Below are 14,727 nucleotides of genomic sequence, written 5' to 3'. Positions count from 1 at the left end.
TTGTCTTGTTTTTTTTCTCTCCCTCTCCCTTTCTTCCCCCCCCCCCCCCCCCCCTCCTTCCCTCTCCCCTCCCCCCCCCCCCCCCCCCCCCGCGACCCTCCGCGGTCCGCTGGTGGACTACCGGGGCTCGGGGTGGGGGCGATCAAAGCCCGGACATCATCGCCGCCGCCGCGTCCCGAACAACGACCGCGTGATCTCCCGCCCCAACTGTGACCCCACAGACCGCGCCAGCGACCGGAACACCCCACTCCCCACCACCTGCTCCGCCAACGACTTCTCCCCCTTGGCGCCCGCCGCCTCCGGCACCTTCGGCACCTCCGCCGGCGCCGGCGCCCCCGCCAGCTTCTCGAACGCCGACTCGCGGTCCACCGCCTCCGCGTACCGCCCGTACAGCGCCGACGCCCTGACCGCCCGGTCGAGCTCCTCCGCCGGCACCGGCCCCATCAGGGACCCCGGCGCCCGCAACCGCGTCGCCGCCACCGGCGTCGGCGCGCCGTTCTCGCTCAGGACCGTGACCACCGCCTCGCCCGTACCGAGCCCGGTGAGCAGCTCCTCCAGGTCGTACGGCGACTTCGGGAACGTCCGTACCGTCGCCCGCAGCGCCTTCTCGTCGTCCGGAGTGAACGCCCGCAGCGCGTGCTGCACCCGGTTGCCCAGCTGCGCCAGCACATCGGAGGGCACGTCCTTCGGCGTCTGCGTCACAAAGAAGATGCCGACCCCCTTGGAGCGGATCAGCCGTACCGTCTGCGTGATCGACTCCAGGAACGCCTTGGACGCCCCGCTGAACAGCAGATGCGCCTCGTCGAAGAAGAACACCAGCTTGGGCCGGTCCACGTCCCCCACCTCCGGCAGTCCGTTGAACAGCTCCGCCAGCAGCCACATCAGGAAGGTGGAGAAGAGGTGGGGCTTGTCCTGGACGGCCGGCAGCTCCAGTACGGACACCAGCCCCCGGCCGTCCGGCGCCAGGCGGAGCAGCTCGGTCACGTCGAACTCCGGCTCGCCGAAGAACGCGTTCGCGCCCTGCTGCTCGAAGGCCGTGATCGCGCGCAGGATCACCCCGGCGGTCACCGACGACAGCCCGCCGATCCCCTTCAGCTCCGGCTTGCCGACGTCGGAGACGAGGAAGGCGGTGACCGCCTTGAGGTCCTTCAGGTCGTACAGCTCCAGGCCCTTGGAGTCGGCGTAGTGGAAGATCAGGCCGAGCGACTGCTCCTGGGTCTGGTTGAGTTGCAGCACCTTGGACAGCAGCACCGGCCCGAAACCGGTGACCGTGGCGCGCAGCGGGATGCCGGTGCCGATGCCGCCGAGCGCGTAGAACTCGCAGGGGAAGCCGGCCGCCTCCCACTCCTGGCCCACCTCCGCCGCCCGCTGCCGCACCTTCTCGCCGCCCTGGCCGGGCGCGGAGATCCCGGAGACATCGCCCTTCACGTCGGCGAGGAAGACCGGCACGCCGTTCGCGGACAGCTGCTCGGCGATGAGCTGGAGCGTCTTGGTCTTGCCGGTGCCGGTGGCCCCGGCGACCAGGCCGTGCCGGTTGAGCATGGCGAGCGGGATACGGACGGGCGCCCCCGGGTGGCAGTGCCCCTCCCACAGCGCGGCGCCGAGCTCCAGGGCGGGGCCGGTGAAGGAGTACCCGGTGGCGATCTCGGCGACGGGGGGCGGAAGGGCGACGGAGGAGGCGGCGGTGTCGTCGTCGCTGGCGGTCATGGCGAGCCCCCTATGTCGGCATTGCGGAGATTGCCCCAGGATCGCACTCACGCACCATGGCTGCGCCCGGAGCCGCTTGCCCGGTAGGCTTTCCGTGTGATCTTCAAGCGCATCGGAAGCGGGCGGCCGTACCCCGACCACGGCCGGGAAAGCACCCGGCAGTGGGCGGACGTCGCGCCGCGCCCGGTCCGGCTCGATCAGCTCGTCACCACCAAGGGGCAGCTCGACCTGGAGACCCTGCTCGCGGAGGACTCCACGTTCTACGGCGACCTCTTCGCGCACGTCGTGAAGTGGCAGGGCGACCTCTACCTGGAGGACGGGCTGCACCGGGCGGTTCGGGCGGCGCTCCAGCAGCGCCAGGTGCTGCACGCGCGCGTCCTGGAAATGGACTGACGGGCGGACCGACGGGCGGCCCGGTCGCCCGCCGAGGGCCCCGACACTCCGTACGAGCCGGTCCGTACTGATCCTTTCGGGCTCTTTACCGCTCATACGGACGCGATCCATTGATCATTTAGTAGGCATCGCCACCGGGCCGCACTACGCTGCGCATATGAGCATGCTCACTCCCCCCGGCATGGGCGGAAAGTACCGCATCACGGGCGACAAGTACCCCAGGATGCGTCGCCCCCGCCGACGCGGCCGGCTTCTGCTCGCGGTCGTCGCCGCCGTCGTGGTCCTCGGGCTGATCGGCTGGGGGACGATCCAGCTCATCGACGTCTTCGGTGGGTCGGACGGCGCGAAGAAGAAGACGGCCGGCGCGAAGCACGACTGCGCGCCGAGTCCATCACCCTCGCCCTCCGCTTCCGCCGCGCCGGCCGCCGCAGCCGCCGCGCTGCCCAAGCCCGCCCAGATCACGGTGAACGTCTACAACGCGACACCGCGGGGCGGGCTGGCCAAGGACACGGCGGACGAGCTGAAGAAGCGCGGCTTCGCCATCGGCAAGGTGGGGAACGCGCCGGCCGAGTACGACAAGAAGGTCACCGGGAACGGGATACTGCTGGGGGCACCCGGGGCGACCCGGGGCGCCTTCTCCGTGCTGGGTACGCAGCTGAAGGGCGCGGCCCAGAAGACGGACGCGCGCACGACGCCGGACGTCGACCTCATCCTGGGCTCCACCTTCCAGGCACTGGACCCGGCGCAACAGGCGGCGACGGCCCTGTCCGCCCTGGGCAAGCCCCTCCCGGCGCCCACGAAGTGCTAGGGCGCCGGCCGACCGCTCTCCCGGCGCCCGCGACGTGCCGCCCGGCCCCGGTCTCCCGGCCGCTCCCGCGCCCGGGGGAGGCCGGGCAGCAGAAGACCCCCGGGCCGACGGGCGGCCGGGGGCCTGTGGGGGCTGTGCCCCGCCGGAGAAACCCGGCCGGCTAGTCGGCCGTCCCGTACATGCGGTCCCCCGCGTCCCCGAGCCCGGGCACGATGTACCCCTGCTCGTTGAGCCGCTCGTCCACCGACGCCGTCACCACCGTCACCGGGGTCCCCGCCAGCTCGCGCTCCATGACCTCGACGCCCTCGGGCGCGGCCAGCAGGACGACCGCCGTCACGTCGTCCGCGCCGCGCCGGATGAGCTCCTTGATCGCGGCGACCAGCGTGCCGCCCGTGGCCAGCATCGGGTCCAGGACGTACACCTGGCGGCCCGAGAGGTCCTCCGGCATACGCGTCGCGTACGTGGAGGCCTCCAGGGTCTCCTCGTTGCGGATCATGCCCAGGAAGCCCACCTCGGCGGTCGGCAGCAGGCGCACCATGCCGTCCAGCATGCCGAGGCCCGCCCGCAGGATCGGGACGACCAGCGGACGCGGGTGCGACAGCTTCACGCCCGTCGTCGGGGTCACCGGGGTCTCGATGTCGACCTGCTCGGTGCGCACGTCGCGCGTGGCCTCGTACGCGAGCAGGGTGACCAGCTCGTCGGCGAGGCGCCGGAAGGTCGGCGAGTCGGTGCGCTTGTCGCGCAGGGTGGTGAGCTTGTGGGCGACCAGGGGGTGGTCGACGACGTGGAGACGCATAACCCCACAGTAACCGGGCCGACGGCCCGCCCGCGCCGTGAGCGCTGGCATCAAACCACCCACCCGGGGGAAGGTGGGAGGGACTGACACACCCCGGGGCGGTGCCCACTCATGACGGACAAGCAGGACGGCAGGGACGAAACGGTCGACGCGCGGCCCGAGACGGACGCCGAGCGGCGGCGCCGACGCGCCCAGTTCCTGCGCGAACTGCACGAGGCCAAGGCCCTGCGCGATCGTGTCCAGCCCCGCCGCGCCCGCGCGGCCCGTATGCGCCAGGCCATGCGCATGCGAACCTTCCGCTGGTGACCTGAGAACCGGACCAGCGAAGCGCCCGGAGAAACGCAACCGCGGAAGAACTCTCGCAACGGCGTTGTTTCTGCAACGATTCCAGGGAAGCCACGGCCGGGGGGACCCCCAACCGGCACGCCTATGACCAGTGGGAGAGTCACGGTGTACTTCGCCGCACTGCTCGCGCGCACCGAAGACGGGTGGGAAGCGAGCGACACGGAGCTCGACGATGTGGAGACCCTCGCCGATCTCGCCGACCTGGCCCGGGAGGCCACGGCCGACGGGGCCGACGACACGGTGCTCGTCTTCATCGAGCAGGAGGATGTCTGGTTCGGCGTCGTTCGGGTGGACGGCGAGGAGGACCCGCGCATCTACGTCTCCAACGCCGCAGCCGCCGCCCGTTCCTCGTACGGGGAGATCCTCCTCACCGACGAACTGCTCGGCCGGGACCCGGCCGCCGCCGACGACGACGTCGTCGATCTGGACGCGCTGGACCTCGACGGCACGGAGGACGGCGACCTCGACGAACAGGAGGACCCGGACGACGAAGTCGTGGAGGCCGTCGACCCGGTGCCCGCGGGCCCGCTCGGGGACACCGCGATCCTCGCCGACCTCGGCGTGAGCGAGGGCCAGCTGCTCACGCTCGACTCCGACGCGCTGGTGGAGATCGCCGATGTGCTGGGAGCGGCCGAGGTGCTGGAGGCCGTGCGCTAGTGGCCGAGGCGCACGATCCCGTACGCGACCCCTGGGCGGAGCCGATGCGCACCGCCCTCGGGGAGGCCGGGCGGGCCGCGCTGGCCGGCGACGTGCCGGTCGGCGCCGTCGTGCTGTCCGCGGCCGGCGAGGTGCTGGCGACCGCCCACAACGAGCGCGAGATCACCGGCGACCCCACGGGGCACGCGGAGATCGTCGCGCTCCGGCGGGCGGCCGAACGGACCGGCGAGTGGCGGCTGACCGGCTGCACGCTCGTGGTGACCCTGGAGCCGTGCGTCATGTGCGCGGGCGCGCTGGTGCAGTCCCGGGTCGAACGGGTCGTGTACGGGGCGCGCGACGAGAAGGCGGGCGCGGCCGGGTCCCTGTGGGACCTGGTGCGCGACCGGCGGCTCAACCACCGCCCCGAGGTGGTCCAGGGCGTCCTGGAGGAGGAGTGCTCCCGTCAGCTGACGGCGTTCTTCCGGGAGCGCTGAGGGGCCGCCGGCCGGTCCGCGAAGGGCCTCGGGACGGCCCGTGACCCACGTCTCACCCCGGCCGCCGCATACGGATTTCAAACCACGGGCCACCTTGGGCTAAGCTCTCTCTCGGTAGCGTGTCCGAGCGGCCGAAGGAGCTCGCCTCGAAAGCGAGTGTGGCGCAAGTCACCGAGGGTTCAAATCCCTCCGCTACCGCTCTCAGAAGGGCCCCGACAGTGTCGGGGCCCTTCTTGCGTCTCCCGCGCCCCCTCCTGCGCCCTTTCCCGTGACGTCTGGTGCCCGCGATCCCTGTGTGTCCTTGTGGGTCCTTCGAACAGGGTGGGGACGGGGGAACGCGTGTTGGTTAGACTCACGCGAGCGCACAGGGGAGCCGGGGGAGGGTGCACGCACGTGGACGTGAAGAAGGTGCTGCTCTACTGCGCGGTCGTCTTCGTGCTGTACACGATCATCACCTCGCCCGTGGAGGCCGCGGGGATGGTCCAGACGGGGTTCGTGGGGATCTCCTCCGCCGCCAAGGGCATCGGCCAGTTCATGACCGAGCTGGTCCGCTGAGCCGCACCGGGCCGCTCGTACGATCGGCGGGGGCGCTGACACGTACGTACGGCAAGGAGCACACATGATCCGCCATCTGGTCCTCTTCAAGCTCAACGAGGGCGTGGCCCGCGACGAGGCGCGGGTGGCCGCCGGCGTGAAGGCGTTCCGGGAACTGGACGGGCTCGTCCCCGAGCTGAGGTTCTGGGAGTGCGCCTGGAACATCACCGACCGGCCCATCGCGTACGACTTCGCCATCAACTCGGCGGTCGAGGACGCGGACGCGCTCAAGCGCTACCTCGAACACCCGGCCCACCAGGCGGCAGCCGCGCGGTGGCGCGAGTTCGCCACGTGGGTGATCGCCGACTACCCGTTCTGAGCCCTCGCGCCGCAGGGCCCCGCACCACCGGGTGCGGGGCCTTTCGCGTACCCGGGGCCGGGCACCGCGCGGGTCCGGTGTCCAACTTGCCCCCAACACGTGGTTATACGGTGCTTGCACACAGTGGACATGTCTTGTGATGCTATGACCGCTTTTGACGGATGAGTCGACGATGGTTCGACCGAAGTTGACCGCGACCTTGACCACGCAGTGACCTCAAAGGGGTGGCGTTGACCGTGCCGGCCAGTACCGCACCTCAAGTGCCGCCCCAGAACGAGCCCCAGGAGGCCGCCGAGGGCCACCGGGCTCCCGTGCGCACCAGCAGCCGGGGCGCGGACACCCGGGCGCTCACCCAGGTGCTCTTCGGGCAGCTCAAGTGCCTGGAGCCGGGCACACCGGAGCACCACCGGGTGCGCGGGGCGCTGATCGAGGCCAACCTGCCGCTGGTGCGGTACGCGGCGGCGCGGTTCCGCTCCCGCAACGAGCCGATGGAGGACGTGGTCCAGGTCGGCACGATCGGTCTGATCAACGCCATCGACCGCTTCGACCCGGAGCGCGGGGTGCAGTTCCCCACCTTCGCCATGCCGACGGTTGTGGGCGAGATCAAGCGGTACTTCCGCGACAACGTCCGCACCGTCCACGTCCCGCGCCGCCTCCACGAGCTGTGGGTGCAGGTCAACGGGGCCACCGAGGACCTGACGACCCTTCACGGCCGCTCCCCGACGACCGCCGAGATCGCCGACCGGCTGAAGATCGGCGAGGACGAGGTGCTCGCCTGCATCGAGGCGGGCCGCTCGTACCACGCGACCTCGCTGGAAGCGGCCCAGGAGGGCGACGGCCTGCCGGGCCTGCTCGACCGGCTGGGGTACGAGGACCCGGCGCTGGCGGGCGTGGAGCACCGGGACCTGGTCCGCCACCTCCTCGTACAACTGCCCGAACGCGAGCAGCGGATCCTGATGCTGCGCTACTACAGCAATCTGACGCAGTCCCAGATCAGCCAGGAGCTGGGCGTGTCCCAGATGCATGTGTCCAGGCTGCTGGCCAGGAGCTTCGCCCGACTGCGATCCGCAAATCGAATCGAGGCGTAACCGGATCGGGTGATCCACCTTTGGGTGAACAATCCGGCGGTGAAATCGGCACACCCCCTGCTAACTGCGCGTATCCGGCCCGGACTTGTCGACATGTCACTACAGCGCGTTGCCGACATGTGACATTCTGCAGGAACCGCGTTTGCCGCAGCTCCGCCTCCGGTATTCAGGTGGAGGCTGCGTTCCTCCGATGGTCGTGGCCACCGCGACCGTCCGCGACCTCAAGGGGGTGGCATGTCCGCAGAACAGGGCAGCTCAAAGGTGCAGGTGCTCACGCTCATGAAGAGCGTCCCCGCGCCCGGTGTGCCGATCGGCCCGGAAGTAATCGACATCTGCGCCGTGCCCGGCTCCCCCGAGGCGCTCGACTCCGCGGGCCCCACGGCCCCCCTCACCGCCCCCCGGCGGGAGACGGCGGGCACGACGGGCTCCCACGAACCGCTCGACACCCGCACGCTGTCCCGCTCCCTGTTCCTGCGGCTGGCCGCGCTGGGCAGCGCGGAGAGCCCGGAGCGTACGTACGTACGCGACACCCTGATCGAGCTCAACCTGCCGCTGGTGCGGTACGCGGCGGCGCGGTTCCGCTCCCGCAACGAGCCGATGGAGGACATCGTCCAGGTCGGCACGATCGGCCTGATCAAGGCGATCGACCGCTTCGACTGCGAGCGGGGCGTGGAGTTCCCGACCTTCGCCATGCCGACGGTGGTCGGTGAGATCAAGCGCTTCTTCCGCGACACGTCGTGGTCGGTACGGGTCCCGCGCCGCCTCCAGGAGCTGCGTCTGGCCCTGACCAAGGCGAGCGACGAGCTGGCCCAGAAGCTCGACCGCTCCCCGACGGTGCCGGAGCTGGCCGCGGTCCTCGGCGTCTCCGAAGAGGACGTGGTGGACGGCCTCGCGGTCGGCAACGCGTACACGGCCTCCTCGCTCGACTCCCCCTCCCCGGAGGACGACGGCGGCGAGGGTTCCCTCGCGGACCGTCTCGGCTACGAGGACGCGGCGCTGGAGGGCGTGGAGTACCGCGAGTCCCTCAAGCCCCTCCTGGCCAAACTCCCCCCGCGCGAACGCCAGATCATCATGCTCCGCTTCTTCGCGAACATGACGCAGTCCCAGATCGGCGAGGAGGTCGGCATCTCCCAGATGCACGTCTCCCGCCTCCTGACGAGGACGCTGGCGCAGCTGCGGGAGGGCCTGATCGCGGACTAGGGCGTGTTGCGGCCCCGCCGCCCCGCCCGCCCGGCCCCCGGGCCGCGCTCGCGGGGCGCCGGGTCCCCGGTCCCTTCGCCGGGTTCACAATTGACGGGTCGTCAGCAACACTGGCCCGATGCGACGTGCTGCGTTGATCGGCGTATCGGCGGCTGCCACGCTCGCCCTGGGCGGCGCGCTGGCCGCCTGCGGCGGGGAGGGCGGTAAGCCCTATGTGGCCGTGGGAGCGGCCGGTTCCGGGCCGGAGACCGCACCGAGCGGGCCGGTTCCGCCCAGCGGCAAGGTGGAGTTGATCCCGCTGGACGGGGCGGGGAGCGCGGCCGGACGGGACGGGAGCGCCCACGCACCCGGCCCCGCCGCCCCCAGCGGCACCACCGGCGGCGGCGGACCCCACGAGAACCACAGCGCCCCGGCGCCGGTCGCAGACAGCACGGCCGGAGGCGCCGGCACCCCCGGCACCGCCACGGGCACCGGCCCGACCGCCCCGGCGCCCGGCGGAAACGGCGCGGGCACCACGGGCGAACCCGGCACCGGGAGCCCGGCACCGGGCGGAAGCGGAAGCGGAAGCACGGGCAATGGCACAGGTGGCGCAGGCGGCACCGGTGGCGGCACGGGCGGCAGCGGCAGCGGCAGCACCGGCGGGTCCTCGGCCAGTGCGGGCGGAACCACAGGCGGCACCACCCCTCGCCCGCCGACGCCCCCCGCCCTGACCCTCGGCGCCCCCGTCCGGACCCCCGGCCCCACCCGCTGGTGCGAATCCGTCACCCTGCCGCTCCGCAATACCGGCGGCACCCCCGTGACGTCCGGCACGCTCACCTTCGCCACCCATGTCATCGGGCTGCTCGGCGTCGACTGGGCCACCCTGACCTCCACCCGGCCGCTCGCCCCCGTCCCCGCCGGCGCGACGGCCTCACGGACGTACACGATCTGCGTGGACGCCTGGCGCGTACCGCTGGGCATGCACATCGAGACCCGCTCGGTGACCGCCGACTGGCGGTGACCGAACGGGCCTCGAAGGGGGCACGGGAGGACGGGCTCAGCCGAGCAGGGGCTCGGCCCGGCGCGGACTCGGCCCGAGCGGACTCAGCCCAGCGCGAGCCAGGCGACGCCCGCGAGGACGGCGAGGACGAGGACGACGCCCACGATCAGGCCGACGCGCGGACCGGCCGGCGCCGCGGCGGGGGTGGCCGCCTGGCGGCCCTGCGGCGCGCCCTCGTCGACGAAGGCGCGGAACATCTGCGTGCTGCCCGCGGGGTCGTAGTTGCCCTCGGGGCCCGGGGTGTTGTGTGCCATGCACCGGACCCTAGCGAAGTCCCGGGCCCCGCCCAACCCCCGCCCCCGCGCACGCGGGCACGCACACCACACGCTCTCGGCGTCCGCACACCCGCCAGGAGCGCCCACGGCTCGGCCCGCCACGCCCCGGCCCGCCACCCCGTCTCACCCCTGACCTGCGCATTGACTTCCCATATGCGAACCCTTTGCGTTCACTTTGCCCGCCCCTCCCCCCATTCACTTGCCTTCAGCAACCAATCACCTCTATGGTTGCCCTAAGCAACAACATCAGCGGATCAGTGACGCCCGGACCGGAGGAGCCGATGGCCGCGCAGAGCCACTACGAGGAGCTCGCCCGACAGCTCAGCGCCATCGGGGCCGTCAAGCGCGGGCTCGGGCGGATCCTGCCGGCCGAGTGCCCGGCCGGCTCCGCCGCCGTGCTCACCCTCCTCGGCCGCCACGGCGAGATGCGCATCAGCGGGCTCGCCGAACTGCTCGACGTGGACATGTCGGTGACCAGCCGCCATGTCACCCATGTGGCCGCACGCGGCTGGATCGAGCGCGACCCGGACCCGCTGGACAAGCGCTCCCGCATCCTGCGGCTGACCCCGGCCGGCCGGGACATGCTCGACGAGCTCGGGCGGCGCACCGCGGAGATGTTCGCCCGGACCCTGCGGGACTGGTCCGACGACGAGGTCGGACAGCTGAACATCATGCTCGCGCGGCTCAGAGAGAGCTTCGACTGCCGCGAGGAACGTTTGATCCACCCCGCGCCGCTCACCCGTACACCCGCCGCGCGACAGGCGTAACGGCCCACCAGACGTACAGAGAAGGAAGTTCATGGCTACATCCACACCGGCCGGTGTGCGGGACGGCAGCACCGCCCACGGAGGTCACCACCAGGGGCCCGACGGCGGCGCGCCGATGACTCACCGGCAGATCATGGAGGCGCTGTCCGGGCTGCTGCTCGGCATGTTCGTCGCCATCCTGTCCTCGACGATCGTCTCCAACGCCCTTCCCCACATCATCGGCGACCTGGGCGGTGGCCAGTCCGCGTACACCTGGGTCGTCACGGCCTCGCTGCTCGCGATGACCGCGACCACCCCGCTGTGGGGCAAGCTCTCGGACCTCTTCAGTAAGAAGCTGCTGGTCCAGATAGCCCTGATCATCTACGTCAGCGGTTCGGTGGTCGCCGGGCTCTCGCAGAACGCGGGCATGCTGATCGCCTGCCGTGTCGTCCAGGGCATCGGCGTCGGCGGTCTCTCCGCGCTCGCCCAGATCATCATGGCCGCGATGATCGCGCCGCGTGAGCGCGGCCGGTACAGCGGCTACCTCGGTGCCACGTTCGCGGTCGCGACGGTCGGCGGCCCGCTGCTCGGCGGTGTCATCACCGACACCGAGTGGCTCGGCTGGCGCTGGTGCTTCTACGTCGGTGTGCCCTTCGCGGTCATCGCGCTGATCGTCCTCCAGAAGACGCTGAAGCTGCCGGTGGTCCGGCGCGAGGTCAAGGTCGACTGGGCGGGCGCGCTCTTCATCAGCGCCGCGGTCTCGCTGCTGCTGGTGTGGGTGACCTTCGCGGGCGACAAGTACGACTGGATCTCCTGGCAGACGGCGGCGATGGTCGGCGGCTCGGTGCTGCTGGGCGCGGTCTTCGTGTACGTGGAGTCGAAGGCGTCCGAACCGATCATCCCGCTGCGGCTGTTCCGCAACCGGACGATCACCCTGGCGTCGCTGGCCTCGCTCTTCGTGGGTGTGGCGATGTTCTCCGGCACGGTGTTCTTCAGCCAGTACTTCCAGCTGGCCCGCGGCGAGTCCCCGACCATGTCCGGGGTCCTGACCATTCCGATGATCGCCGGTCTGTTCATCTCCTCCACGGTCTCCGGCCAGGTCATCACCAAGACCGGGCGCTGGAAGGCGTGGCTGGTCAGCGGCGGTGTGCTGGTGACGGCCGGGCTCGCGCTGCTCGGCACGATGCGGTACGACACCGCGTACTGGCAGCTGGCGATCTACATGGCGCTGATGGGCCTCGGCATCGGCATGATGATGCAGAACCTGGTGCTGTGCACGCAGAACCAGGTCTCCGCGGCGGACCTCGGCTCGGCCTCGTCCGTGGTGACGTTCTTCCGCTCGCTCGGCGGTGCGGTGGGCGTGTCCGCCCTGGGCGCCGTGATGGCGAACCGGGTCACCCACTACGTCAAGGACGGTCTGGCCGACCTCGGCCCCAAGGGCGCGGCTCTCGCCCAGGGCGGCGGTGGTGGTGGCATCCCGGACCTGGACAAGATGCCCGCGCCGCTGCGGACGGTGGTGGAGAGCGCGTACGGCCACGGTGTGGCGGACGTCTTCCTCTACGCGGCGCCGTGCGCCCTGCTCGCCTTCTTCGTGACGCTGTTCATCAAGGAGGTCGCGCTGAAGTCCCGCGCGACGGCCCCGGCGGAGCCCGCGGAGCAGCAGAAGGCCGCGGCCTCCTAGAAGCTCGGGTGTCCCGAGCGGAGGCACCCGATACCGGGGCGACGGGCAGGGGACGGCCCGTCGCCCCACTCCCCCGCGAAGGGGCCCACGCGCATCGCCCGTGGGCCCCTTCGTGCTATCCCTCCCGCTTCGCCTCGATCCCCGCGATCAGCAGGTCCAGCGCGAAGACGAAGTCGCGCTCGCGCATCTCCGCCACCGTGTCGCCGCCCCGCGCCTCCATGAGCTCCTCCGCCATCGCGAACCGCTCGTGGAGTTCGGGGCGTTCGCGTACGGTGCCCATCGCCTGGGCGAAGTACTCGTCCTCGGTGACTCCGGCCTCCGCGCACCGCGCGACGAACTGGCCCTCGATCGTGCCGAATCCGTACACGAACTGGAACACCGCCGCCAGGCCGCCGGTCACCCCGTGCGCGGGCAGTCCGCTGCGGGCCATGACCGTCTGGGCGGCGATCGAGAAGGCCAGGAAGTTCGGGCCGATGTTCAGATAGCGGCCCATCAGGGGGGACACCCAGGGGTGGCGGACGAGCATCGCCCGGTAGCCGATCGCCAGGGCGCGGATCTGGTCGCGCCAGTCGGCGTCCTCCTGGGTCACGTCCGGGACCGGCACCTCGGCGGCGACCGCGTCCATGGCGAGCTCAAGCAGGTCGTCCTTGGTGTCCACGTACCAGTACAGGGACATCGCGGTGACCCCGAGCTCGGCCGCGAGCCGGCGCATGGAGAACTTCGCCGCGCCCTCGCTGTCGAGGAGCCGGACCGACTCCGTGACGATCCTGTCCCGGTCGAGCGCGGCCGTCGGCTGCCCGGCCCGCCGGGTCCGGCCCGCGGACCTGCCGGCCGCCAGCCACACACTGGTCCGCATCGGGTTCTTCGCGCGCTCGGCTGCCGACACCATGGCGTGCCCTCCTCGTCGGGTCGTCGGACTGTACGTACACAGGTCGTACGCCGTTCGTGCGGCATCGGCCACAGCGGTCGGCGGAATTGCTGCCTCCGCCGACCGCTGGTCCGATGCTATGCCGCGGGCACGGCCTGCGGCGCGGGGGCCTGGGCCCCGCCGCCGCCACCGCGCTCGGCCCTGGCCAGCAGCGCCGCGGCGAGCAGGCCGCCCGCCAGCACCGCCACCGCGCCGACCAGCTGGCTGGTCTGGAGCCCGGAGGCGAACGCGTCCGAGATCCGCGAGCGCTCGGCCTCGTCGCCCGCCGCCGCGAGCGCCGCCGGGAGCGAGGCCGCGCCCACCACGGACGGGACCAGCGCGGCGAAGCGGGAGTTGAGGACCGCGCCGAGCACGGCCACACCGAGCCCGTTGCCGAACTCCGCCAGCGTGCCGTTGACGCCCGCGCCCACGCCCGCCTTCTCCGGCGGGATCGCGCCCATCAGGGTGTTGGCCATGGCCGGCATCGAGACGGCGATGCCCGCGCCCATCACCACCAGGCCCAGCAGCATCCCGCTGTAGTGCTCACGGCCGAGCAGGGCTATCGCCGCGAGTCCGGCCGCGTTCGCCGCCATGCCCAGCGCGATCGTGCGGGGCGTGCCCAGCTTGGGCAGCAGCCGCGCGCCCACCCCCGCCACGTTCAGCGCGATCACGCTCAGCGCCAGCGGCGCCGTGCGCAGCCCCGCCTCCAGCGGCCCGTAGCCCAGCACGAACTGGAGGTGCTGGGTGAGCAGGAAGAGCGAGCCGCCCATGCCGAACGCGACCAGGATCGAGCCCGCGACCGCGCCGGTGAACCGCTGGTTGCGGAAGAAGTGCATGTCCAGCATCGGGTACGGGATCGACAGCTCCCAGCGGGCGAACGCGGCCAGGAAGACCAGGCCCACCGCGGCCGGGACCAGCACGTGCGCCGAGGTCCAGCCGTGGCCGGGGCCGGAGATGATCGCGTACACCACTCCGGTCATGCCGACCGTGGAGAGCAGCGCGCCGAGCAGGTCCGGCCGGTCGCCCAGCGGGTTCTTCGACTCCGGGACCAGGGCGAGGACGGCCACCAGGCCGATCGCCGCGACCGGGATGTTGACCAGGAAGATGGCGCCCCACCAGAAGTGGTCGAGCATCACCCCGCCGATCAGCGGCCCGGCGGCGAAGCCGAGCGAGTTGACCGTGGCCCACAGCCCGATGGCCTTCACCCGCTCCTCGTCGTCGAAGATCTGCACGACGACGGCGAGGGTGGTGGTCATCAGCAGGGCGCCGCCGACGCCCATGCCCGCGCGGGCGGCTATCAACTGCCCGGCGCTCTGGGAGAGTCCGGCCGCCAGCGAGCCGAGGCCGAAGAGGGCGAGCCCGGCCGCGAGCATCTTCTTGCGGCCGTACCGGTCGGAGGCGCTGCCCGCGGTGAGCAGCAGTCCGGACTGGACGAGCGAGTACGCGTTGATCATCCACTGGATGTCGGCGGTCGAGGCGCCGACCGAGGTGGTCAGGGAGGGGATCGCGACGTTCAGGACGGTGTTGTCGAGCAGCACGGTGAGCTGTGCCAGACAGATGACCCCCAGGATCAGCCAGCGCTGCGGGTGCCTGGTGGGGGCGGCAGATGGGTCGGCGACCGGGGCCGTCATGCGGTGCTCCTAGGGGGAGTTGTACAGCGTATGGGGACGTTGTCATACACCGTAAGGGAGATTCTTGT

General features: G+C 71.6%; 17 protein-coding genes and 1 tRNA gene. 13 read left to right on the top strand and 5 right to left on the bottom strand.

The genetic code is table 11. The annotated features are described in order from the left end of the window. Positions 1 to 156: 156 nt before the first annotated feature. A complete protein-coding gene (locus tag ACZ5ID_RS06775; RefSeq protein WP_468894076.1) occupies positions 157 to 1,707 on the bottom strand; it encodes a helicase HerA-like domain-containing protein in 1,551 nt (516 codons plus the stop codon). A gap of 96 nt (positions 1,708 to 1,803) precedes the next feature. Between ACZ5ID_RS06775 and ACZ5ID_RS06770 the strand changes: the two genes are divergently transcribed. Together ACZ5ID_RS06770 and ACZ5ID_RS06765 are read left to right on the top strand one after the other, a co-directional pair. Further along, on the top strand, positions 1,804 to 2,100 hold the full coding sequence (locus tag ACZ5ID_RS06770; protein WP_053725882.1) for a type II toxin-antitoxin system VapB family antitoxin: 297 nt from the start codon (positions 1,804 to 1,806) through the stop codon (positions 2,098 to 2,100). Positions 2,101 to 2,257: 157 nt separating this feature from the next. Continuing rightward, positions 2,258 to 2,908 carry a LytR C-terminal domain-containing protein gene (locus tag ACZ5ID_RS06765; RefSeq protein ID WP_468894074.1) on the top strand — a complete coding sequence of 217 codons (651 nt, stop codon included), beginning with the start codon at positions 2,258 to 2,260 and terminating at the stop codon, positions 2,906 to 2,908. Positions 2,909 to 3,068: 160 nt separating this feature from the next. Here ACZ5ID_RS06765 and upp read toward each other — a convergent pair whose 3' ends face one another. Then, positions 3,069 to 3,704 carry a uracil phosphoribosyltransferase gene (gene upp / locus ACZ5ID_RS06760; protein WP_468894072.1) on the bottom strand — a complete coding sequence of 212 codons (636 nt, stop codon included), beginning with the start codon at positions 3,702 to 3,704 and terminating at the stop codon, positions 3,069 to 3,071. 111 nt (positions 3,705 to 3,815) lie between these two features. Between upp and ACZ5ID_RS06755 the strand changes: the two genes are divergently transcribed. The 9 genes from ACZ5ID_RS06755 (at position 3,816) to ACZ5ID_RS06715 (ending at position 9,380) form a co-directional block, all read left to right on the top strand. Then, positions 3,816 to 4,010, top strand: a complete 195-nt coding sequence (locus ACZ5ID_RS06755) for a hypothetical protein (RefSeq protein ID WP_406556330.1) — start codon at positions 3,816 to 3,818, stop codon at positions 4,008 to 4,010. Positions 4,011 to 4,133: 123 nt separating this feature from the next. Further along, the gene (locus ACZ5ID_RS06750; RefSeq protein ID WP_468894070.1) at positions 4,134 to 4,706 is read left to right on the top strand and encodes a tRNA adenosine deaminase-associated protein; all 573 of its coding nucleotides are present in this window, start codon (positions 4,134 to 4,136) and stop codon (positions 4,704 to 4,706) included. Between the two features lie 44 nt (positions 4,707 to 4,750). After that, positions 4,751 to 5,179: a tRNA adenosine(34) deaminase TadA gene (gene tadA, locus ACZ5ID_RS06745; RefSeq protein WP_468894233.1), complete on the top strand. Its 429-nt coding sequence runs from the start codon at positions 4,751 to 4,753 to the stop codon at positions 5,177 to 5,179. A 113-nt stretch (positions 5,180 to 5,292) separates the two neighbouring features. Continuing rightward, positions 5,293 to 5,377: transfer RNA gene (locus ACZ5ID_RS06740), tRNA-Ser, on the top strand. Positions 5,378 to 5,572: 195 nt separating this feature from the next. Next, a complete protein-coding gene (locus tag ACZ5ID_RS06735) occupies positions 5,573 to 5,734 on the top strand; it encodes a hypothetical protein (RefSeq protein ID WP_358836655.1) in 162 nt (53 codons plus the stop codon). Positions 5,735 to 5,798: 64 nt separating this feature from the next. Next, a complete protein-coding gene (locus ACZ5ID_RS06730) occupies positions 5,799 to 6,092 on the top strand; it encodes a Dabb family protein (protein WP_468894068.1) in 294 nt (97 codons plus the stop codon). Between the two features lie 236 nt (positions 6,093 to 6,328). Further along, on the top strand, positions 6,329 to 7,180 hold the full coding sequence (locus ACZ5ID_RS06725; protein WP_468894066.1) for an RNA polymerase sigma factor SigF: 852 nt from the start codon (positions 6,329 to 6,331) through the stop codon (positions 7,178 to 7,180). A gap of 234 nt (positions 7,181 to 7,414) precedes the next feature. Next, a complete protein-coding gene (locus ACZ5ID_RS06720) occupies positions 7,415 to 8,380 on the top strand; it encodes an RNA polymerase sigma factor SigF (RefSeq protein ID WP_468894064.1) in 966 nt (321 codons plus the stop codon). Positions 8,381 to 8,498: 118 nt separating this feature from the next. Further along, positions 8,499 to 9,380, top strand: a complete 882-nt coding sequence (locus ACZ5ID_RS06715; protein ID WP_468894062.1) for a hypothetical protein — start codon at positions 8,499 to 8,501, stop codon at positions 9,378 to 9,380. 83 nt (positions 9,381 to 9,463) lie between these two features. Here ACZ5ID_RS06715 and ACZ5ID_RS06710 read toward each other — a convergent pair whose 3' ends face one another. Then, a complete protein-coding gene (locus tag ACZ5ID_RS06710; protein ID WP_468894060.1) occupies positions 9,464 to 9,673 on the bottom strand; it encodes a hypothetical protein in 210 nt (69 codons plus the stop codon). Positions 9,674 to 9,975: 302 nt separating this feature from the next. On the opposite strand from ACZ5ID_RS06710, the gene ACZ5ID_RS06705 reads away from it, so the two are divergent. After that, positions 9,976 to 10,461, top strand: coding sequence for a MarR family winged helix-turn-helix transcriptional regulator (locus tag ACZ5ID_RS06705; protein WP_468894058.1), 486 nt, complete (start codon positions 9,976 to 9,978; stop codon positions 10,459 to 10,461). A 115-nt stretch (positions 10,462 to 10,576) separates the two neighbouring features. Beyond that, positions 10,577 to 12,121, top strand: coding sequence for an MDR family MFS transporter (locus ACZ5ID_RS06700; protein WP_468894231.1), 1,545 nt, complete (start codon positions 10,577 to 10,579; stop codon positions 12,119 to 12,121). A gap of 115 nt (positions 12,122 to 12,236) precedes the next feature. Here the strand turns inward: ACZ5ID_RS06700 and ACZ5ID_RS06695 are convergent, their stop codons facing one another. Both ACZ5ID_RS06695 and ACZ5ID_RS06690 read right to left on the bottom strand, forming a co-directional pair. Continuing rightward, a complete protein-coding gene (locus ACZ5ID_RS06695) occupies positions 12,237 to 13,010 on the bottom strand; it encodes a TetR/AcrR family transcriptional regulator (protein ID WP_468894056.1) in 774 nt (257 codons plus the stop codon). A 116-nt stretch (positions 13,011 to 13,126) separates the two neighbouring features. Continuing rightward, positions 13,127 to 14,659 carry an MFS transporter gene (locus ACZ5ID_RS06690; RefSeq protein ID WP_468894054.1) on the bottom strand — a complete coding sequence of 511 codons (1,533 nt, stop codon included), beginning with the start codon at positions 14,657 to 14,659 and terminating at the stop codon, positions 13,127 to 13,129. Positions 14,660 to 14,727: the final 68 nt, after the last annotated feature.

It is taken from the genome of Streptomyces sp. NPDC031670 (genome assembly GCF_055580545.1).
This window is presented reverse-complemented; position numbering and strand designations above follow the sequence as displayed.